The 20,789-nt window shown below is 64.0% G+C and carries 15 protein-coding genes; 11 read left to right on the forward strand and 4 right to left on the reverse strand.

The genetic code is table 11. The features are described 5' to 3' along the window. Positions 1-92 precede the first annotated feature (92 nt). Positions 93-821, reverse strand: coding sequence for a DUF4166 domain-containing protein (locus AC1DDG_RS00905; protein ID WP_476874608.1), 729 nt, complete (start codon positions 819-821; stop codon positions 93-95). Positions 822-968: 147 nt separating this feature from the next. Between AC1DDG_RS00905 and mtrA the strand changes: the two genes are divergently transcribed. The 7 genes from mtrA (at position 969) to secA (ending at position 11,346) form a co-directional block, all read left to right on the forward strand. After that, positions 969-1,643, forward strand: a complete 675-nt coding sequence (gene mtrA / locus AC1DDG_RS00910) for an MtrAB system response regulator MtrA (protein WP_230117014.1) — start codon at positions 969-971, stop codon at positions 1,641-1,643. Continuing rightward, entirely contained in the window at positions 1,615-3,690 is a 2,076-nt protein-coding gene (gene mtrB / locus AC1DDG_RS00915; RefSeq protein WP_476874609.1) for an MtrAB system histidine kinase MtrB, read from the forward strand. Before mtrA ends, mtrB begins: the two co-directional genes overlap by 29 nt. Beyond that, entirely contained in the window at positions 3,687-5,405 is a 1,719-nt protein-coding gene (locus tag AC1DDG_RS00920; protein WP_476874610.1) for an LpqB family beta-propeller domain-containing protein, read from the forward strand. The genes mtrB and AC1DDG_RS00920 overlap by 4 nt, the downstream gene beginning before the upstream one ends. A 73-nt stretch (positions 5,406-5,478) precedes the next feature. Continuing rightward, positions 5,479-6,387: a ComF family protein gene (locus AC1DDG_RS00925; protein WP_476874611.1), complete on the forward strand. Its 909-nt coding sequence runs from the start codon at positions 5,479-5,481 to the stop codon at positions 6,385-6,387. A 162-nt stretch (positions 6,388-6,549) separates the two neighbouring features. Continuing rightward, positions 6,550-7,275: a ribosome hibernation-promoting factor, HPF/YfiA family gene (hpf, locus tag AC1DDG_RS00930; protein ID WP_230117010.1), complete on the forward strand. Its 726-nt coding sequence runs from the start codon at positions 6,550-6,552 to the stop codon at positions 7,273-7,275. 30 nt (positions 7,276-7,305) lie between these two features. Further along, positions 7,306-8,574, forward strand: coding sequence for a winged helix-turn-helix domain-containing protein (locus AC1DDG_RS00935; protein WP_476874612.1), 1,269 nt, complete (start codon positions 7,306-7,308; stop codon positions 8,572-8,574). A 42-nt stretch (positions 8,575-8,616) separates the two neighbouring features. Beyond that, on the forward strand, positions 8,617-11,346 hold the full coding sequence (gene secA, locus AC1DDG_RS00940) for a preprotein translocase subunit SecA (protein ID WP_476874613.1): 2,730 nt from the start codon (positions 8,617-8,619) through the stop codon (positions 11,344-11,346). Positions 11,347-11,415: 69 nt separating this feature from the next. On the opposite strand, the gene AC1DDG_RS00945 is transcribed toward secA, so the two are convergent. Beyond that, positions 11,416-11,844, reverse strand: a complete 429-nt coding sequence (locus AC1DDG_RS00945) for an Rv3235 family protein (RefSeq protein ID WP_476874614.1) — start codon at positions 11,842-11,844, stop codon at positions 11,416-11,418. Positions 11,845-11,952: 108 nt separating this feature from the next. Further along, positions 11,953-12,810, reverse strand: a complete 858-nt coding sequence (locus tag AC1DDG_RS00950) for a LysM peptidoglycan-binding domain-containing protein (RefSeq protein ID WP_476874615.1) — start codon at positions 12,808-12,810, stop codon at positions 11,953-11,955. A 142-nt stretch (positions 12,811-12,952) separates the two neighbouring features. Between AC1DDG_RS00950 and AC1DDG_RS00955 the strand changes: the two genes are divergently transcribed. Continuing rightward, complete coding sequence (locus AC1DDG_RS00955) at positions 12,953-13,525, forward strand: hypothetical protein (RefSeq protein ID WP_476874616.1); 573 nt, start codon at positions 12,953-12,955, stop codon at positions 13,523-13,525. A 21-nt stretch (positions 13,526-13,546) separates the two neighbouring features. Here the strand turns inward: AC1DDG_RS00955 and AC1DDG_RS00960 are convergent, their stop codons facing one another. Beyond that, the gene (locus AC1DDG_RS00960) at positions 13,547-13,762 is read right to left on the reverse strand and encodes a helix-turn-helix domain-containing protein (RefSeq protein WP_476874617.1); all 216 of its coding nucleotides are present in this window, start codon (positions 13,760-13,762) and stop codon (positions 13,547-13,549) included. Positions 13,763-13,916: 154 nt separating this feature from the next. Between AC1DDG_RS00960 and AC1DDG_RS00965 the strand changes: the two genes are divergently transcribed. Genes AC1DDG_RS00965 through AC1DDG_RS00975 form a run of 3 tightly spaced genes read left to right on the forward strand, consistent with a single transcriptional unit; the run spans position 13,917 to position 20,782 of the window. Continuing rightward, complete coding sequence (locus AC1DDG_RS00965) at positions 13,917-14,561, forward strand: hypothetical protein (protein WP_476874618.1); 645 nt, start codon at positions 13,917-13,919, stop codon at positions 14,559-14,561. Further along, a complete protein-coding gene (locus AC1DDG_RS00970; protein ID WP_476874619.1) occupies positions 14,558-15,871 on the forward strand; it encodes a CpaE/TadZ family protein in 1,314 nt (437 codons plus the stop codon). Before AC1DDG_RS00965 ends, AC1DDG_RS00970 begins: the two co-directional genes overlap by 4 nt. Positions 15,872-15,928: 57 nt before the next feature. Beyond that, positions 15,929-20,782, forward strand: coding sequence for an NAD-glutamate dehydrogenase (locus AC1DDG_RS00975; RefSeq protein ID WP_476874620.1), 4,854 nt, complete (start codon positions 15,929-15,931; stop codon positions 20,780-20,782). The last annotated feature ends 7 nt before the right edge of the window (positions 20,783-20,789 follow it).

The raw sequence follows: 20,789 nt of genomic DNA on the forward strand, positions 1-20,789 counted from the left end.
GCAACCGGACTGACCCGCAACCGGACTGACCGCGGACTGGCAAGAACCCCGGACCGGGCAGAACCTGCAACGCGGCAGGGTTTCTGGGGCGGTCAGCTCCGCTGCTCCCACCGGTCCGGCGCGGCGTACGGTGGAAGGAATCCAGGCGCTGAAGTGCCGTCCGGATAGGACTCGAGCCAGTAGTCGAAGCTTCCCGCGTAGACCAGGACGAGGCCGATCTGGGGCTGGATGACCTTCACCTGGATCCGGTGGCGGCCATGGTGGCCCGCCGAAGCGTCCCACCATTGCTCGGCATAGGCTTTTGCGTCCAGCGACGCCGGCAGCGGCAGGCGCAGCGGCCCCAGGAACAGCCGGGACGCTTCGGAGATACCCCGGAGCCTGCCCTCGGGTGTGGCGCTGAGGTTCAGGTCGGTGACCAGCCGGCGATATCTGCCCACATAATCCACGAGCTGCGGCCGTCCCTCCGCCCCGCGGGCGGTCGGGGAGCGCACGCTTGTCGTGTCCTGGAAGATCCTGGTGCGGCCGGGGAGGAATATCTGCCGCCGGGCTGTCAGGCTGGACCGGCCGAACGGGTCGAGGTGCGCGTGGTTTTCTATCCGGAATGGCACCCGCTCGCCGTACTCGGGAAAAAATGCCTGCTCGCCGGATGTGATCCGCAGCAGTGGGCGCAGCCAGCGTTGCCGGCAGCCCACGACATCGAAGATGCCTTCACCCACGCCATAGCGGCCTGAACCGGGCGCCAGCGAAAAGTAGTCCTGCAGCTCTGGCTGCAACCTGGCGAAGCCGGCGCCCATGGCCTGTTCGTAAATCGGCGTGTTCACGGGGACCTCCTGATGGGCGGATCTGTCTGGCTGAATCCTAGCGGCTGCCCGCATCCCTGGACGGAATCGATGTGCGGTCCTGCGCCGCCGCCATGCCGAGGATCCCGTCAATAAGACAAAGCAAGGGCAATAAGGGAATATATAACTATGAAGGCACGCATTCTGGTAGTTGATGATGACGAGGCGTTGGCTGAAATGATCGGCATTGTCCTGCGCAATGACGGCTTCGAGCCTGTCTTTTGCGCGGACGGCGGGCAGGCCTTGGAAGTCTTTCGCTCCTCGAAGCCGGATCTCGTGCTGCTGGATCTGATGCTTCCCGGGACCGACGGTATCGAAGTGTGCCGGCAGATCCGTGCGGAGTCCGATGTTCCCATCGTCATGCTGACTGCCAAGTCGGACACCTCGGACGTCGTCCGGGGCCTGGAGTCCGGCGCCGACGATTACGTGCCTAAGCCCTTCAAACCCGCCGAACTGGTGGCCCGCGTCCGGGCGAGGCTCCGGCCCGGCGACCAGAAGGCTCCGGAGACGCTCCGCATCGCGGATATCACGATTGACGTCGCAGGCCACGCGGTGAACCGCGGCAGCGAACGGATTTCCCTGACGCCCCTGGAGTTCGATCTTCTGGTAGCCCTGGCCCGCAAGCCCTGGCAGGTGTTCACCCGCGAACTGCTCCTTGAGCAGGTCTGGGGCTACCGCCATGCGGCGGATACCCGGCTGGTCAATGTCCATGTCCAGCGGCTGCGGTCGAAGATTGAACGTGATCCGGAAGCACCGGAAGTAGTATTGACGGTTCGTGGTGTCGGCTATAAAGCAGGTTCCTGAACCCCAGGGCCAGAATCCCTCTGACGCCCCGGAGGGTAGCGGCACCGGCGCGAAGGCGCCGGATTCCGTGGCGCCGGGACGCCTTGTGACTGACCTTGAGGGGACCGGCTCCGATGTCACCGGCGCCGCTGAAACCGACGGCGTAGTGACCGCCGCGGACAGTTCCCGGAAGCCCCATTCTCATCCGGCTCCGGAGCATACTGACGCCCTCGCAGCCAGCCTCGCCCGGTTACCGTCGCAGGCCCGGATCTGGCGGCGGCGGGCACTCATCGTCTCGCTCCGGGTTGCGCGCCTGGTGCGTAGCGGACTGGACAGGGTTTTCCCCGGCATCCGGTTCCTGCTGTACTCCTTGCAGCGAAGGTGGCGGCGTTCGCTGCAGTTCAGGACAGTCCTGACGACACTTCTGCTTTCGATGAGTTCATTTGCGATCGTCGGGGCGTACCTGTCCAACCAGATTGCCAACAACCTCTTCCAGGAACGCCTGACCCAGGCGGAGTCCGAAACCCGCTACAACGTCAAGCAGGTGCAGGACACGTTCGACGGCGCCCAGGTCACCGACCAGTCCAGCGTGATCACGCTTGTCTACGACACCCTGAATGCAGTTGAGGGCAAGGGCTCGGTGATCCAGCGCCGCTACGTGTTTGAGGCGATGCCCGAGCAAACCAAGCCCCGCAACCGCTGGGTCGAGTCCCGGGCATCTGACCAGCTGACGGTCAGTGTCATCCCCAAAGAGCTCCGGGCCGCGGTGCAGGATTCCGGCAAGGAGCAGTTCTGGGCGTCCACGGAGTTCCCGGTGGGAACGGAAGACCGCCCGGGTATCGCCGTCGGCAACAAGGTGACGTTCAACGGCACCGTCTACGAGCTGTACCTGATCTACGATCTGAACACGGCGCAACAGACACTGAACGAGATCCAGAACGTCCTGTGGGCGGGCGGTGCAGCCCTGATCCTTATGATCGGCGCCATCGCGTGGTACGTCACCCGGAACGTTGTTAGCCCCGTCAGCCATGCGGCGGTAGTGTCCGAAAAACTCGCCGCCGGACAGCTGCAGGAGCGGATGGTGGTCAAGGGTGAGGATGAAGTGGCGCGTTTGGGAGCGTCCTTCAACCACATGGCGGCCAGCCTCCAGGAACAGATCACCCAGCTCGCAACACTGTCGCAGATGCAGCAGCGCTTCGTTTCCGACGTCTCCCATGAGCTCCGGACCCCGCTGACCACCGTGCGCATGGCAGCCGAGGTGTTGTACGACGCCCGCCACGATTTTGACCCTATTAACAAAAGGTCCGCGGAGCTGCTGTACAACCAGGTGGAGCGGTTCCAGTCGCTGCTGGCGGACCTGCTCGAGATCTCCCGGTTCGACGCCGGCGTCGCCATGCTGGACGCCGAAGCCACAGACATTGTTCAGCTCATTGCCCACGTAATGGAGGGAGTAGCTCCCGTTGCCGAAGAGTACGGTTCGGGCATGACACTCAATGCGCCGGAGGGAAGCATCGTGGTGGAAATGGACGCCCGGCGCATCGACCGCATTCTGCGGAACCTTGTGCTGAATGCCCTGGAACACGGGGAGGGAAAGCCGGTCAACATCTCGGTGGCGTCCAACGGCACCGCAGTGGCTGTCACCGTCAGGGACCACGGGATTGGCATGAGTCCGGCTGAAGCGGCGCGGGTCTTCGACCGCTTCTGGCGCGCCGATCCCGCCCGGGCCCGGACTACGGGAGGCAGTGGCCTGGGCCTGTCCATCGCGACGGAGGACACGAAACTCCACAATGGCTGGCTCCAGGCGTGGGGCAGTAAGGGCGCCGGCTCCAACTTCCGGCTGACCCTGCCCCTGAAGCAGGGCGACACGATCACGAAGTCGCCGCTTCAGCTTGAGCCGGCGGAGGTTGGCCTGACCTCGTCCACCGACCACACCGTGCTCGTGCTGGGACACAGCGTGCCTGCAGCGGCTGAATCGGGCGGGCCCCACGAAGCCGCACAGGTGATTGAAGCTGTTCAGGCCGGCGAAACGTCGGCGCGCGAAGCAGCCGGCACGAGGAAGAGGCCATGAGCGGCAGGGCACTGTGTGCCAGGGGCATCCTGGCAACCATTTTCGCCGTCGTGCTTCTGTTTGCGACGTCCTGCGCCCAAATCCCGAGATCGGGACCCGTCGGGAAGAGTACCGACGAGAGCGCGGGAAATCCGAATGCCCCGGTATTTTTCCCGGTGGCGCCCCGGACGGGCTCAAGTCCCGAAGCGGTCATCGAGGATTTCTATCTTGCGGGCAGTGGCTACGAGGACGACTACGCAGTGGCCCGGCAGTACCTCACCCAGGCCTCTTCGGTCGCCTGGAAGCCTGACCAGAGGACCCTGGTGTTCCGATCGGAGCAGGTGGTGAAGACCGGCGTCGAGGGTGTCTTCAACTATGAACTTGACGTTGCGTATTCAGTGGATTCCGACGGCGTCGCCACCCAGATGCCGGCGGGAACCAAGGAGAGCATCCCGGTCACACTGACCCAGGTCGACGGGGAATGGCGGATTTCCAAACTTCCGGACGGCACCGCCATTCCCGAAGAGACATTCAAGGTCATTTACGGTGCCTACCCGATCTACTTCTACGATCCCGCCTTCACCTACGCCGTTCCTGATGTGCGATGGTTCATCAAGAAGAAGACCGTCAAGTCGATGACGAGTGCCCTGCTCGCCGGCCCCGCGCCCTATCTCAAGGGCGCCGTGGTCAGTGCCTTCCCGTCAGGCATGAAACTGGCGCGGGAGTCGGTGCCGGTGGTTTCAGGAGCGGCCCAGGTGGACCTGTCAGCCAAGGAACTCACCGAAGCCTCCACCGAGGACAGGCTCCGAATGCAGACCCAGCTGGCCCTGACGTTCCGCAGCCAGCCGGATGTCATCAATGTGGAGCTAAGGGCCAACCAGGACCTTGTGCGCGTTGAAGATAATGGGACGGTGCTGCCGCCGGTCCAAAACAGGAATGCGCCGGCACGCCAGATCGCCGTCAGCAACAACGAGTTGGTGCGCTACGAAAACAACAGGATTTCTCCGCTTCCCGACATGCAGTCCGTTGCGGGCCTGAAGCCGCGGTCGCCTGCAGAGTCGCCGGTCTCGCAGTCGGTGGCCTTCCTGGACGGCAGCCGCAGCACACTGTATTCCATGGTTCCCGGGCAACCCCCGAGGGCCCTGATCACGCGGAGCACGCTGTCCCATCCGTCGTTCAGCCTGCATGACTGGGTCTGGACCGCGGGACCCGGAGCGCAAGAGGTCACCGAGATCACTGCCTTCCGTCCCACCGGGATAGCGCAAGCTGCCTCCGTGCCGTCGGTGACACTGGCTCCCTCCTGGCTTGCGGGCCGGACGGTCAAGGATTTCCGCGTCTCCCGCGAGGGCGTCCGGGCGCTCGTTATTTCCGAACAAAACGGTTCCACCCGGGTCCAGGTGACAGGCATCATCCGCAGCGCGGACGGGACTCCCAAGGAACTGACGGCCCCGATCACGCTGCAGGCCAGTGACAGCCCCAACCAGGGCGTCTGGGTCAACGACACGACCGTTGCGGTGATGAAGGGCGCCGCCTCTGCGAATGTCACCCCGGAGCTGCTTTCCCTCACCTCGCCCCAGCCCCAGAAGCTGGCCCCGTGGCCAGGCTTGGTTGCTCTCAGCGCCGGCAACGGACCCGAGGAGATCTTCGCGCAGTCCGCGGACGGCATCTTCCAGCGGCTCGGAAATGGTTGGTCCCCTCAGCTGAAGGGACCCAAGGACCCCTCGTTTCCCGGCTGAGTGATTCGACGGGTTTTCCACAAACGGCCCTTGATTTCTTCCCCGGCGCCGCCATTCAAGGGACGCTTGCTGTGTGGAGATTCGACGCAGGGCGCCGGCAGTCGGCATGCCAACGGACCCGGACCTGCTGCCTGAGCCGGTCTGGCCTGCCAGGCACCGCGGCGAACATCCGCAGCGGCTGCTGAGGGCCGCCGATTCGCTGGCCGGCGCGGCGGCCGAGGTCCTGGCCTTGGCAGTGCCGGTTGAGTGCGTCTGCTGCGGCAAGGAGGACCGGGCTATCTGCCCGGGCTGCGAGCGGCAGGTCCGGCTGCTGACGCGGCACCCGTTCCGGGCCGAGTCTGCGGCACATGCCCTGATGGACGTGGACGGGTCAATCATTCTGCCCGTGGTGGCAGCGGGCATCTACCGAGAAGAGTTGGCTCAGTCGGTCCTTGCGTTCAAACGGCATGCACAGCGGCCGCTCACGGCTGTTCTGGCGAAGGCCCTTGGCCGGGCGATCCTCGCCGCGGCTGCCGGAGCCGGGGACATCTGGCTCGTGCCCGTGCCCAGCAGCCATGGCGCCTACCGCAAACGAGGGTTCAGCCCGGTCCACCTGATGCTGAACTTCCTCATCCGCAGCAACGCCCTCCACGGCATGAGCTGCCACGATGTGTTGCGGAAGGTGAAGACGCCCGGAGTAGCCTCAGCCGTTCCCGGCGGTCAGAAAGGCTTGGGAAGAGGGGACAGGTCCCGGCGCGTCCGTGGTTCCATGCGCGCTGTCAGGAAGGGGCGTGCGGGCGGATTGCGGGGCCGCCCGTGCATCATTGTCGACGACGTCCTCACCACGGGTTCGACGCTCGCTGAAGCCGCCCGAGCAGTGCATCAGGCAGGGGGAGTGGTCCGCGGTGCGGTGGTCCTGGCTGCCGCCCGTGCGCCTGATGCTGCACCCCCGCTGGCCCGGTCCGAAGCGGACAGCCGGTACCGGAGACATACAAAAAAATAAACAGCGAAAGGATGAATAACTCGTTGCTATGAACTAACGTCGGGTATGGGTACCAAGATCAGTTGTACCTTTCGATAGCGGCTCGGAAAGGGGCTCGACTGTCATTCAGATCGTCCCCACGAAGCGCCGCCGTCGTGTCACCGAAGTCATTTGGAGGGCACCATGGAGTTCATGATCAGCGGACGAAATCTGACGGTCTCGGACCGATTCCGCGAATACGCCGGCGAGAAGATCTCGAAGATCGAGTCGCTCGGGGACAAGGTCCAGAGGGTGGACGCGAAGGTTTCCAAGGAAACGAACGCGCGCCAGACCGGTGACCAGCTCACAGTCGAAGTGACAGTCCTGGGCCGAGGCCCCGTAATCCGTGCCGAAGCAAGCGCCGCAGACAAGTTCGCCGCGTTCGATCTCGCCTACAACAAGCTGCTTGAGCGGCTCCGCAGGGCCAAGGACCGCAAGAAGGTCCATCACGGTCGGCATACGCCCAAAGCAGTACGCGAGGCCACGGCAACATTGGAGCCTGCCAGCTCTAACGAACCTATTTACGTCGAAGCGAGCCACCGTGACGAGCCTGCTCAGGAGCCGGTTGAGAAGTCTCCGTACGACGTCGACAACGACATTCCCGCCGGCGACTCGCCGGTCTTGATCCGCCGCAAGGTGTTCCCTGCCGCTTCCCTCACGCTGGATGATGCCGTGGACAGCATGGAACTTATCGGGCACGACTTTTACCTCTTCGTGGACAAGGCCACGAATGCGCCGTCTGTGGTCTACCGGCGCCGGGGCTGGACCTACGGTGTCATCACGCTCGACCATTACTGCGAGCCCGGCGAGAACACCGCCGAGGAGAAGATCCACGCCTACCGCTCCGACGATGCGGCTGCAACAGCCTAGGATGGTGCCCTAACAAACGAAAGGGCTGACATGGGTGCAACGCTGAGCCTTTCACAGGCCCGGCGGATCGCCCTGGCAGCCCAGGGACTGGACAAAGGACGGCCCGCCGGGCCCGTGACTTCACGGACGGTGGGCCGTACCTTTGCCCGGATCCAGCTGGTCCAGATCGACTCCGTCAATGTCCTGGCCAGAAGCCATTTCCTTCCCTTCTTCTCGAGGCTTGGCAATTACGACCGCACCATCCTTCAGCAGATGGCGGGCAAGCATCCGCGCCGGATGATGGAATATTGGGCCCACGAAGCGAGCTTCATCAGGCCTGAACATTTCCAGGACCTTGTGGTGTGGCAGAACCGCACTTGGGTTGGCGCTTCCGCAATGGATCCAGGCCTGAAATCTGGCGTCACCCGACTGGTGCTGGATGCCCTCGCTGGCGGAAAGCCGATGACTGCCTCCGAGCTCACAGCGGCCATCGGCCACGTGGAGGACCGTAAACACGTCAACTGGGGCTGGAACTGGAATGCCGTCAAGCGCGTCCTGGAGCACCTGTTTGAAGAGGGTGTCGTCTCTTCGGCTGCGCGCACGGAGCAGTTCGAGCGCAAGTATGCGCTGACCCGCGACGTGTTGCCGGCCACGGCCGCGCAAGCGGCACCGGACCCCGCGGCAGCCATGGACAGGCTTATCGACGCGGCCGCACAGGCGCACGGGATCGGGACTGTACGGTGTTTCGCCGACTACTTCAGGACACCGATCAAAGCCGCGGCTCTATCGGTTCAGCATCTCGAGGAGAGCGGACGGCTTGAAGCGGTGACGGTGCAGGGCTGGGACCGGAAGCTGTATCGCCATGTTGACGCCCGGTTACCGCGCGCTGCAACCGGCCGGGCTTTGCTCAGCCCTTTCGACTCACTGGTTTTCGAACGCCGGAGGCTGGAAGAGCTTTTCGGGTTCCACTACCGGATCGAGATCTACACCCCTGAACCAAAGCGCCGGTTCGGTTACTACGTTCTCCCTTTCCTGCTCCGGGACCGCCTCGTGGCCAGGGTGGACCTCAAAGCAGACCGGGCCGGCGGCAAACTGCTGGTCCGGGCGTGCTTTGGCGAGCCGGACGCACCGGAGGACACCGCCGTCGAACTTGCCGCCGAGCTTCGGCTGATGGCCGAGTGGCTGGGGCTGGACGACGTGATGGTGTCTCCCGCCGGAGACCTCGCCGGAAGTGTCGCGGCCGCCGTCCAGGGAACAGGAGAGCAGTATCCGCTCTCAGGGAACAGGGGCAACGTGCTCTGCGTCTCTCCCGTAGACTAAACACGCCAGAATTCGGCAGCATGAGACTGGGAGCAACTTCACGTGGCATCACTAATCGAAAAACTTCTCCGCACGGGTGACAAAAAAACCCTGAAGCAACTGCGGAACTATGCCGATTCCATTAACGCCCTTGAAGACTCATTCAAAACCTTCACCGACGCCGAACTGCGTGAGGAAACGGACCGGCTCCGGGGCCGCCACCAGGATGGCGAAAAGCTGGATGATCTCCTCCCAGAGGCTTTCGCCGCCGTGCGCGAGGCGTCTTCCCGCACCCTTGGCATGCGGCACTTCGACGTGCAGCTCATGGGTGGTGCCGCACTTCACCTGGGCAACATCGCCGAAATGAAGACCGGTGAAGGCAAGACCCTCGTGGCCACAGCTCCTGCCTACCTCAACGCCTTGGCCGGCAACGGCGTGCACGTCATCACGGTCAACGACTACCTGGCCGAATACCAGTCCGAGCTCATGGGCCGCGTCTACCGCTTCCTCGGCCTCACCAGCGGCTGCATTCTTTCCAATCAGGACCCGTCCGTCCGCCGCGAGCAGTACGCCGCGGACATCACGTATGGCACCAACAACGAGTTCGGCTTCGATTACCTGCGCGACAACATGGCATGGGATAAGTCGGAGCTCGTCCAGCGCGGACACCACTTCGCGATCGTCGATGAGGTCGACTCCATTCTTATCGACGAGGCCCGGACCCCGCTCATCATCTCCGGTCCCGCCCAGGGCGACACCAACCGGTGGTACAGCGAATTTGCCAAGGTCGTACTGCGGCTGCAGCCGGAGAAGGACTACGAGGTCGACGAAAAGAAGCGCACCGTTGGCGTCCTGGAAGGCGGGATTGAAAAGGTCGAGGACTACCTGGGCATCCAGAACCTCTACGAGTCCGCCAACACTCCGCTGATCGGCTTCCTGAACAACGCCATCAAGGCCAAGGAACTGTTCAAGCGGGACAAGGACTACGTCATCCTTGACGGCGAGGTTCTCATTGTCGACGAGCACACCGGCCGCATCCTGGCCGGCCGCCGCTACAACGAGGGCATGCACCAGGCCATCGAAGCCAAAGAAGGCGTCGAGATCAAGGCCGAGAACCAGACGCTCGCCACCGTGACCCTGCAGAACTACTTCCGCATGTACGGCAAACTGTCCGGCATGACCGGCACGGCGGAAACTGAAGCCGCCGAATTCATGAGCACGTACAAGCTCGGAGTGGTTGCCATCCCCACCAACCGGGACATGCAGCGCCTCGACCGCTCGGATCTCGTCTACAAGAACGAAACCGTCAAGTTCGATGCAGTGGTCAGGGATATCGCCGAACGCCATGAAAAGGGCCAGCCTGTCCTGGTTGGTACCACCAGCGTCGAGAAGAGCGAGTACCTTTCACGGCTGCTCGCCAAGGAGGGCATCCGGCACGAGGTCCTTAACGCCAAGAACCATGCCCGGGAAGCGGCCATCGTAGCCCAGGCCGGCCGCAAGGCCGCCGTGACGGTGGCCACCAACATGGCCGGCCGCGGAACGGACATCATGCTGGGCGGCAACGCCGAGTTCACGGCCATCGCCGAACTCGCCAAGCAGGGGCTGGATCCGGAAGAGAACTCCGATGAGTACGAGGCCGCGTGGCCGCAGGCCCAGGAGGCCGCCAAGCAGGCGGTCAAGGAAGAGCACGAGGAAGTGCTGAATCTCGGCGGACTCTACGTTTTGGGCACCGAACGGCACGAGTCACGCCGGATCGATAACCAGCTCCGCGGTCGCTCGGGCCGTCAGGGCGACCCCGGCGAGTCCCGTTTCTACCTTTCGCTAACTGACGACCTCATGCGCCTGTTCAACTCCGGAGCAGCGGAACGCCTGATGAACAGCTCCGTCCCCGATGATGTGGCCCTTGAATCCAAGCTTGTTTCCCGCGCCATTGCCTCGGCCCAGGGCCAGGTGGAAGGCCGGAACGCTGAGCAGCGCAAGAACGTCCTGAAGTACGACGACGTCCTCAACCGGCAGCGCGAAGCCATTTACGGCGACCGCCGCCGCATCCTTGAGGGTGACGACCTGCACGAAAAAGTGCAGTTCTTCCTTGAGGACACCATCAACGCCCTCATCGACGGAGCCACCGCTGAGGGCAACGGCGACGACTGGGACTTCGACCAGCTTTGGACGAACCTCAAGACGCTCTATCCCGTGAGCGTGACCGCGCACGATGTGATCGATGAGGCGGGCGGAAAATCGCGCATCACGGTCGAGTTCCTCCGGGAAGAGATCCTGTCCGACGCCAAGTTGGTGTACCAGGCCCGTGAGGAAACCATCGGCTCCGAGAGCATGCGCGAGCTTGAGCGGCGCGTTGTTCTGTCGGTCATCGGTCGGAAGTGGCAGGAACACCTGTATGAGATGGACTACCTTAAGGAAGGCATCGGCCTGCGTGCCATGGCCCAGCGTGATCCGCTGGTCGAATACCAGCGCGAGGGCTTCACGATGTTCCAGGCCATGATGGAAGCCATCCGGGAAGAGAGCGTCGGGTTCCTCTTCAACCTTGAGGTCGAAGTTACGCCTGCGGAAGACGTGGTGGTTGCCGATGCCGCCGGTGCGCACACGGAACACCACGAGCCGCAGATCCACGCGGCCGGGCTGGAAGCGCCTGAAAAGCCGGTCCAGCTGCAGTACACGGCGCCCGCGGAAGGCGGCGGTACCCAGACCCGGATCGAGGGTCGCGCGACGGGACGCTCGGGAAACCCTGCCAAGGCAGCCTCGCAGGACCGCCGTGACGGCAAGAAGAAGCGCTAAGAGCCGCACAGTCTGAATGACAGCGAGGGACCGGAGCAAATATTCCGGTCCCTCGCTGTTTGCGCTTCCTCATCCGATTTCCAGGGCCGTCACCCGCCAGACTTGTTTACTGCGTTCGAGCCGGACAGCGACTGCGCGGGTCCGAAGTTCGTCGATGACAACCGCACTTGCTTCATAGATGTCCGGAGTTACCTCGCAGGCGCGCACGGACCGGACCGTCGGGTTTCGATGGAGGCGTCCCAGCTTGCGGGGAGTCCGGGAAGCTTCCCGCCTGGTAAGGCAAGCCCGGTGCTGCAGCGCCACTAGGCACCGTTGGTCTAGCCGCCGCGCCAGCTGGTTTATGGGCCTGGTTCCAGCAAGCACTTCTATGGCTGCCTGGACTGTGGATCTGGTAATGGCACAAATCTCCCGCAACTCGTCGGCCGCATTGATGCCTATGGACGGGATTGCCGGGTGCGCTGTGGTGCCCGCGCTCCGGACTGAGGTTACGGCAGTCATGATTCGGTCCTTTGGTTGAAGTGGAACTGCGGGCACGGCGTATTGCGGTGACGAAGGTGCGCAGGTGCGCAGGGGCGCGGGTGCGAAGGCGCGAAGGGGCTGCCGGAATCAGGGAGCCCTGAGTACTTGGCCAGGCAGGAGCACATCAGGGTTGTTGCCTATGGCTGCCCTGTTTGCGTCGAACCAGCGGGGCCACTCCAGGGCGATTTCGACGTCGGACGCCTCCGGCCCCAACGCCCTTGCGGCGATGGTCCATAGCGAATCACCGGCTCTGACCGCTACGTCATGGTGCGCTGTGCCGGGAAGTTCGAGGGCCGCTCGGACCGGCGCGGAGGTCACCAGCCGGGGAGCTGTAACAGGCGGGCGCGGCTGCCACTGCGGCTGAACGTCCGATGTGGAGGGCACCGACTGCCCGGCGTCCGGAACTGACTGCCCGGCGTCCGGAACCGACTGCCCGGTGCCGACGGCGTCAGGCCTAGAAGGCGCGGCGGACTGGCGGATCAAGGCCGGGATCGGGCCGGTGAGGGACTGGCCGTCAGTCGGCGCCCACGCGGCCGAGACCGCCGCGGCGCTAGTGGAAGACAGGCTGGCGTCAGGCGGGGCAGCGTGAGCAAGGGGCGCACCAATGAGCTGTACTCCCACGGCAGCGAGTGCCAGCCGCCGCATGAAGGCGGGGCTGAAACGTCCACTCAGCGCGGCGGCACGATTTCGGCCCGTCCGTTCAAGCAATGCTGCCGCAAACGCCGCCACGAGCGACGCTACCCACCAGACCGCGATGATCAACCCGGCCGCTATCGCCACCAGGCCGAGAAGATCCTCGAAGACCATCGACTGCCGCCGCGATGCGGATCGCTGCCAGCGGTCGAGGAGGCCGGCGCCGGACAACACCAGGAAAAGGCCGAGTCCCAGGACAAGGAGCGCCATGGCTGCATCGCACCGGACTGTCCTGGGTTTAGTTGGCTGCATGGCTTTGCCCTTCGTTTAATGCGGTTTGACGTTGTTTGATCAATATTGATGCGATTGGACGCTGTTTGCAATAGTTGGCTGATACTTGTCTTCAGAAGGCGGTTGCATTGACCCGCCTCTCCGGTCCGCCTACGCTGGCGCCATGCGATGGAATGCTCTGTTTGAGGACTTGGAGGCGCAGATAGCCGAGGCCGGGGTCTTGGGACGCGAGTCCGAAATATCGGAGCGGTCCAGGGCGGACACGGCTTCCATCGGGTTGGCCGACCGGCTCCGCGGATCACTGGGCCGGTACATCGGCGTTCATCTGGTCTCCGGGTCGGCGTTCACCGGGACGCTAAGCCACGCGGGTGCGGAAAGCCTGGTGCTCGACGAAGCGGCGCACCAGGTATTGATTCCCTACGCCGCTGTGTCCCGCTACGTGGGGATGGGCCGGATGGCCGTGGGCGAACCGTCGGCAGTGCGGCGGAAGGTGGGCCTGGCAAATGCGCTGCGGAGCCTTGCCCGTGACAGGGCGGGGCTGACGGTACTGATGGCCAGCGGCGCGGCGGGGGAGGTGCGGATCCCCGGCGTCATTGACCGCGTGGGGCAGGACTTTTTTGATCTCGCGATCACGGCGCCGGGCGAAGCGCGCCGGGCGTCCAACGTCATGGACGTTGCTACGATTCCGTTCGGCTCGTTGGGTGCTCTGCGGTCGATGCGGCCTGGAGAACTCTAGCGATTCCGGTGTGGCGCGGGATCAGACTGACTTGGACTTCGCCTCTTCGATCATCCGGCTGGCCTCCGCGTAGCGCTCTTCTATGTACTGCTCGAGCATCTTCTCTTCGACGCGCCACTGACCGCGGCCGCCCACCTGGATGGCCTTCAAGTCCCCGCTGCGGACAAGCGCGTAGGCTGCGGGCGAGTTGATCTGGAGCTGCTCGGCTACATCTGCAAGCGTGAGGAAACGGGGCATAGGTCAATTCTGCCACCCGTGATGCCGAATGATGCCGTTATCCACAGTTTGATGATGTTTGCGCCTAGGACTTTCCGTTTGGGCATGCATGCCGTAACAATGATCATGACCGGCGCACCGAAGGCGCCCGACGCGTCAAGGGGGAGCAGTACGCATGAGTGCCAGCGCCACGGCCACCGGGGCCCGTCTGAAGAAGCCTTCGTGGAAGGATCCCCGGCTTTTGGTAGGGGTGCTGCTGGTCCTCGCCTCGGTGGTGGGTGTCATATCGCTAGTCGGCAGTGCAGACAAGACCACCGAAGTGTTTGCCGCCCGTGAGGCGATTGCGGTGGGAGAGAGGCTCACGCCGGAAAACGTCAGCCGGGTCAAAGTGCGGCTGGGGGAGGTGGAGCCGCACTACATCACGGCGGAGACCGGCATGCCCGACGACCTGGTGGCGGTCCAGCGGATCGGTAAGGACCAGCTGTTGCCGAGGGAAAGTCTGGGCAGCGTGGACGCCCTCGACAGGAAGCCGGTCGCCATCACCGTTCAGGAGGCGCTGCCGGAGCAGGCTGTTGCAGGGACCCGCGTTGACGTATGGGTTTCGCTGCCCGATGCCCGGAACGGCTTTGCGCAGCCGAAGCTGCTGCTGCCGGGTGCGGAAATCGCCCACGTAGCACCGGGATCGACAGCCTTGGGTTCCTCCAGATCCACTGTTCTGCTGGTCCTTGTCGGAGACAACCAGATGCCGTCCCTTCTCGGCGCGCAGGCGAACGAAGCCAAGATCTCCGTGGTGTGGAATCCTGCCGGCGGTGCCAAATGAGCATCCCCGTTGTCACGGTGGGACAGGCCCAGGAGGACCTGGTTGGTGGCCTGGAGAGGCTCCACGGGCCAGTCACCGTGGTGCGGAGGTGCACGGAGCTGACAGAACTGCTCGCTGCCTGCCAAAGCGGGCTCGCCCGGGCAGCCGTCGTGGCCGAGGGGAGCGAGGAACTGACAGCCTCCCTCGTCGACAGGCTCGGCGCGGTGGGAGTCGCGATCATCGCCCTGACAGACAATGCGGAGGAGGCGGCGCGGCTGCGCGGCATCGGTGTGTCCGCAGCCATTTCCACCGTCGAATCCGCAGCATTGGCCGAACGCATCTCCGAAGCGGTGGCACAGTTCTCCGGACACGGGATCACCGCCCCGGTTCCGGGCGAGCACGGCTTCGCCGAGACGGGCGCCGCCTTGAGGGCGGATGCCACCGACGTCGACGACGCCCCGGCGCCGGCCGGAACCGGAAAGATCATCGCCGTCTGGGGGCCGGCCGGTTCTCCCGGGCGCACCATGGTGGCCGTGAACATTGCCGGTGAACTTGCTGCAGGGGGAAAGTCCGTCCTGCTCGTCGACGCCGACAGCTACGCTGCAAGCATTGGCGCAGTCCTCGGACTGCTGGACGAAGCGGCCGGCCTGGCGCAGGCATGCAGGCTGGCCGACCAGGGCCTCCTGGACCGTGAAGCGCTGCTTCGCGTTGCCATGCCCGTTGCCATTAAGTCGGGGACCTTCCGCGTTCTGACCGGCATAACACGGGCAGACCGCTGGACCGAGCTCCGGGCGGCTGCAATGGCACTTGTACTGGAACGGGCCAGGGAAGTGGCCGATGTTGTCGTTGTGGACACGGGCTTTTGTCTCGAGGCCGACGAGGAGCTGAGCTTCGACACTATGGCGCCCCGTCGGAATGCCGCGACACTCAGGAGCCTGGAAATGGCCGACACTGTCTTCGCCGTCGGGTCTGCGGATTCTGTGGGCGTCCCTCGGCTTGTGCGGGGACTCGCCGAGCTGGACACTGCGGTGCCCGGCGCGAACCCGGAGGTGGTGATGAACAAAGTCCGGGCCGCCGCCGTGGGCCGCTCACCCGAACGGCAGCTGCGGGAGGCGTGGGAGCGCTACGGGCCGGCAATCGGCATCAAGGCGTTCCTTCCCGCGGACCCAGGGGCCAGTGACGCCGCCCTGATTTCCGGGTCGTTACTCCTGGAGGCGGCTCCGGAATCGCGGCTGCGGTCCGCCATTGCCGCTCTCGTTTGTGCACCTGTCCAGCGAAATAGCCGATCCTCTGTGTTCCCTTCCACAGCAAAGCGCAGGCTAAGGGGCTAGGCTCACGATTAGGGCTGCAACGGTGCGGCCGCGAACTTGTGATGGAGGCGTTTGTCGATGTCGTCTGGGTCCAGCGTGGAGGATCAGTCCCGTTCAATCGGAGCCGAAGAGGGCTTCTTTGGGGACTACTATGAGCACCTCGCCGAGGAGGATGCCCGTTCGTACCCTCGTGAGATTTTGAGCTCACGTGCAGAGACGCACCGCCGGGTCGCGGCGACCCGTCAGCCCGGCACTGCCAACATCTCGATTGTTGAAGAAGCCGACTGCAGCGTGGTGTACATCGTCACCGACGACATGCCCTTCCTCGTGGATTCGGTCAACGCAGAGCTGGTCCGGCAGAACTCTGCCATTCACCTCGTGCTCCACCCCATGTTCGTGGTCACGCGCAACCGTCAGACCAATGAGCTGGTCAAAGTGGACAGGGTTCCGTCCAATATTGGTATTTCCAGCGGTGACACCGCTGCATTGCCCAGTCTGTCCCGCCTGATTGCCCAGGGCGACAATGCTTCGCACATGGAATCCTGGATCGCAGTGGAGATTGGCCGCACCAGCGCGGAAGCCAGGGGGCGCCTGACCGGAGGACTGGAACGGGTGCTTGGCGACGTCCGCGCCGCCGTCGAAGACTGGCCGAAGATGCGGAACAAGGCCCGGCAGATAGCCGAGAGGCTCGACAAGATTGCCCATCCGGCCCAGATTGCAGAGCTGCGGCAGGCCCAGGATCTGCTTCGGTGGCTGGACCAGGGGAACTTCACCTTCCTCGGCTACCGCGAGTACGATCTCGTCAACGATGCCGGTGAGGATGTCCTGGAACTCCGTGAGGACAGCGGGCTGGGGTTGCTCCGCGCCCGCCGCGAAACTCCCCACATCCAGCACCTCACGGATGCGGGCCGGCGGAAAGCGCGCGAAAAAAGAGCTTTGGTGATCACCAAGGCCAACTCGCGCTCGACAGTGCACCGGCCGGCCTACCTCGACTACATCGGCGTCAAGAGCTTTGACGCCGCAGGAAACGTCAGCGGCGAACAGCGCTTCATCGGGCTTTTCGCCACGAGTGCCTACACCGGTTCAGTGCGGAACATTCCGATCGTCCGGGAAAAAGTCGAAGCTGTCCTCCGCAGCGCCGGCTTCCCGCCCGATTCGCATTCAGGCAAGGACCTGGTGGGAATCCTCGAGACGTACCCACGCGACGAACTCTTCCAGATTGAAATCCCGGACCTCGCGGCGACGGCGACCGGCATCCAACGCCTGCAGGAACGCCGCCGTACCCGCCTGTTCCTGCGGCCCGACATCTACGGACGCTTCATGTCCGCCGTCGTCTACCTGCCGCGCGACCGGTACACCACGAACGTCCGCCTCCGGATCGAGAGGGAACTTCGCGAGACCTTCCACGCCGAATCCATCGACTACGAAGCACGGATGACGGAGTCGGCGCTTGCCCGCCTCTTCTTCAGGATCCGGTTGCCAAAAGGCGCAGACGTCGGGCACGTCAACGCCGAGGACCTCGAGAAGCGACTCGTCCGGGCCGCGCGGTCCTGGGGCGAAGGCATCAGTGAAGTCCTGCGCGACAGGAGCGCCAACGCCGGCACCAAAGAACTCGCCGACATCTGGGCGGAAGCGTTCCCGGCAACCTACCGGGTGGACTACGAGGTTGAAGACGCCCTGGAGGACATCGAAAGGTTTGAAAAGTACGGGGCCGCTGCCGAGCGACGTGCCGGAGCGAAGCAGGAGCGCCCAGGCGTCCACGTCTATCTTCCAGAAGGCGCCGGGGCAACGCTCGAAGAGGATGCCCGCGTCAAGCTCTACATGCTGGAACCCAAAAGCCTGAGCCAGATCCTTCCCTATTTCCACAACCTGGGACTTGAGGTGCTGGATGAGCGGCCCTTCGAGATCGAAACCTCAGACAGCCGGGATTTCTTTCTGTATGACCTCGGACTGAAGTACCCGGCGGGCGTGGAGCCGCTGTCAACGGGCCAGCTGCTGGCGGACTCCTTCGGTGCGGCGGTTTCCGGCGCCGTCGAATCGGACAGCTTCGACCGCCTCGTGCTTCGTGAAGGCATGAGCTGGCGTCAGATTGTTGTGCTGCGGGCATATGCGAAGTACATGCGGCAAATGGGCAACACCAATTCTTTCGAGTTCATGGCAGACACGCTGCTGGCCAATCCGGAAGTCACGAAGGGGCTCAGCGCGCTGTTTGAGGCGCGCTTCGACCCAGCTCTGACGGAACTGGAGCGCTCCGAACGGCAGGAAAAGGTCCGTGCCGAGCTGGCCGCGTCCATCGAAAGTGTCGCGACCCTCGACGCAGACCGCGTTCTCCGGACCTTCACCAACCTGATCGAGTCAACGCTGCGCACCAACTTCTACCAGGACAAGCCCTACCTGAGCTTCAAGCTGAACCCCTCAGGCATTGAAGGCCTGCCCTACCCGCGACCCAGGTTCGAGATCTGGGTCTACTCGCCGCGGGTCGAGGGCGTCCACCTGCGCTTCGGCAAAGTGGCCCGCGGCGGTCTCCGCTGGTCCGACCGGCGGGAGGACTTCCGCACGGAGATCCTGGGGTTGGTCAAGGCCCAGACCGTCAAGAACGCGGTGATCGTTCCGACGGGCGCCAAGGGCGGCTTTTTCGCCAAACGGTTGCCTGATCCGGGGGCGGACAGGGCAGCCTGGATGGCCGAAGGCATCGAAAGCTACAAGACATTCATCCGCGGCTTGCTCGACCTCACCGACAACCTCGTTACGGGCACCGAGGGTGAACAGCTCGTTCCCCCGGGGAATGTTGTCAGGCATGACGACGACGACTCATACCTTGTGGTGGCGGCGGACAAGGGCACGGCAACCTTCTCCGACATCGCGAACGGGCTTGCGGCTGAATACGGATTCTGGCTGGGTGACGCCTTCGCCTCCGGCGGGTCGGTGGGCTACGACCACAAGGCCATGGGCATTACGGCCAGGGGAGCGTGGGAGTCAGTCAAGCGCCACTTCAGTGAGTTTGACCTGGATACGCAGTCAGAGCCGTTCACCGTCGTCGGAGTGGGCGACATGTCAGGTGACGTTTTCGGAAACGGGATGCTGCTGTCCAAGCACATCCGGTTGCTGGCCGCCTTCGACCACCGGCACATCTTCCTGGATCCCAACCCGGACGAGACCAGCTCCTATGCTGAACGCCAGCGTCTGTTCGAGCTGCCGCGCTCGTCGTGGGACGACTACGACAAGGGAATCATCAGCGAAGGCGGTGGGGTTTACCCGCGCCAGGCCAAATCGATTCCTGTCTCCGCGCAGGTCCGCGCCGCACTGGGCCTGCCCGAGAGCACCACCCAGCTGAGCCCGCCTGAACTGCTGCGGGCCATCCTGCTGGCGCCGGCCGACCTGCTGTACAACGGGGGCATCGGCACGTATGTGAAAGCGAGCACCGAGAGCCACGCCATGGTCGGAGACAAAGCCAACGATGCCATCCGCGTCGACGGGCGCGACCTTCGCGTGAAGGTGGTGGGCGAAGGCGGAAACCTGGGCATGACGCAGCGTGGCCGCATCGAGGCGGCCCTGCAGGGCGTCATCCTCAACACGGACGCCATCGACAACTCGGCAGGCGTCGACTGCTCGGACCACGAGGTCAACATCAAAATCTTCGTGGACCGGATGGTCGCGGCAGGAAAACTCGAGCCGGACGAACGTGCCGAATTCCTAGCCTCCATGACCGACGAAGTGGGGCGGCTTGTCCTGGAAGACAACATCGACCAGAACATCCTGCTGCTCAACGACCGTCAGCGTGTGGCCGAATGGAGTCCAAGCTACGAACGGCTGATGGACTGGCTGGAAAAGTCGGCGGATCTGAACAGGGACCTTGAGGCGTTGCCGTCCACTGCGGTCCTTCGCGAACGGCTCGAGCAGGGGCAGGGGCTGACATCCCCGGAGCTGTCGGTGCTCGCCGCCTATGCCAAGATCGAGCTCGCAACTGCTCTTCGTGACAGTGATCTCGCTGACGATCCGTGGTTCAGGCAGACGCTGCGCGGATACTTCCCCGAGCAGCTGCGGGAGCGGTTCGACGCCGAACTGGACACGCATCCGCTGCGCCGGGAAATCATCGCAACGGTCGTCGCCAACGACATGATCAACATGGGCGGCATCACCTTCGCCTTCCGGACCATGGAGGAAACGTCAGCGAGCGAAGTGGCCGTGGCCAAGGCGTTCGTTGCGCTCCGTGAGGTGTATGAGCTGGACGTCATCGTGTCCGAGCTCAATGACCTTCCGGCGTCATTCCCCACCGAACACTGGAGCACGGTCCACCTCGACATCCGGCGGCTTCTGGACCGGGCCGTTCGCTGGGTCCTCGGGCAGGGAACCACGTCCCGCCCCATTGCCGACATCGTCGCCGAGTTCAAGCCGCTCATCGATCCGATGCGTGCGCGTGTCCTGGACTACCTGCGAGGGGACGACCGCGAGCGGGTGGCCGCGTGGCTTGAAAAGGCGCGGTCGTGGGGTCTGCCAGAAGATCTTGCCCACCGCTGGGCCGAGCTTTTCGAGAGCTTCGTCCTGCTGGACATTGCCAAGATTGCACACGCCCGCCAGGAGCCGGTGGAGGAAATCGCGCACGTGTACTACACGGTGTTTAACCGCTTCCATGCCGACTCCCTGCTCGAACGGATCAGTTCGCTGCCGAGGAGGGACCGGTGGCAGGCTCTGGCCCGCGCTGCGCTGCGTGATGACCTCTACTCGACCGTTTCGGACATGACGACGGCGGTGCTTGAGTCGACTGCCTCAGGGTCAGCGGCCGGAGATCGCCTCAAGGGCTGGGAGCAGCTGAATGCCGAACAGCTGGGCCGCGCGAAGAGCATGTTCGACGAGGTCAATGCCCTTGAAGCGGACGATATGGCCTCGCTGTCGGTAGCATTGAGGCTCTTGAGGTCAATCGTCCGACGCTAGGGCGTTG

This window comes from Arthrobacter sp. 10L430 (assembly GCF_056395245.1).

Coding starts and splice junctions, on each gene's coding strand:
- AC1DDG_RS00955 (WP_476874616.1), top strand. CDS start 12,953: ATGCGATGGAATGCTCTGTTTGAGGACTTGGAGGCGCAGATAGCCGAG.
- AC1DDG_RS00960 (WP_476874617.1), bottom strand. CDS start 13,762: ATGCCCCGTTTCCTCACGCTTGCAGATGTAGCCGAGCAGCTCCAGATC.
- AC1DDG_RS00965 (WP_476874618.1), top strand. CDS start 13,917: ATGAGTGCCAGCGCCACGGCCACCGGGGCCCGTCTGAAGAAGCCTTCG.
- mtrA (WP_230117014.1), top strand. CDS start 969: ATGAAGGCACGCATTCTGGTAGTTGATGATGACGAGGCGTTGGCTGAA.
- AC1DDG_RS00920 (WP_476874610.1), top strand. CDS start 3,687: ATGAGCGGCAGGGCACTGTGTGCCAGGGGCATCCTGGCAACCATTTTC.
- AC1DDG_RS00935 (WP_476874612.1), top strand. CDS start 7,306: ATGGGTGCAACGCTGAGCCTTTCACAGGCCCGGCGGATCGCCCTGGCA.
- AC1DDG_RS00945 (WP_476874614.1), bottom strand. CDS start 11,844: ATGACTGCCGTAACCTCAGTCCGGAGCGCGGGCACCACAGCGCACCCG.
- AC1DDG_RS00970 (WP_476874619.1), top strand. CDS start 14,558: ATGAGCATCCCCGTTGTCACGGTGGGACAGGCCCAGGAGGACCTGGTT.
- AC1DDG_RS00950 (WP_476874615.1), bottom strand. CDS start 12,810: ATGCAGCCAACTAAACCCAGGACAGTCCGGTGCGATGCAGCCATGGCG.
- AC1DDG_RS00975 (WP_476874620.1), top strand. CDS start 15,929: ATGTCGTCTGGGTCCAGCGTGGAGGATCAGTCCCGTTCAATCGGAGCC.
- hpf (WP_230117010.1), top strand. CDS start 6,550: ATGGAGTTCATGATCAGCGGACGAAATCTGACGGTCTCGGACCGATTC.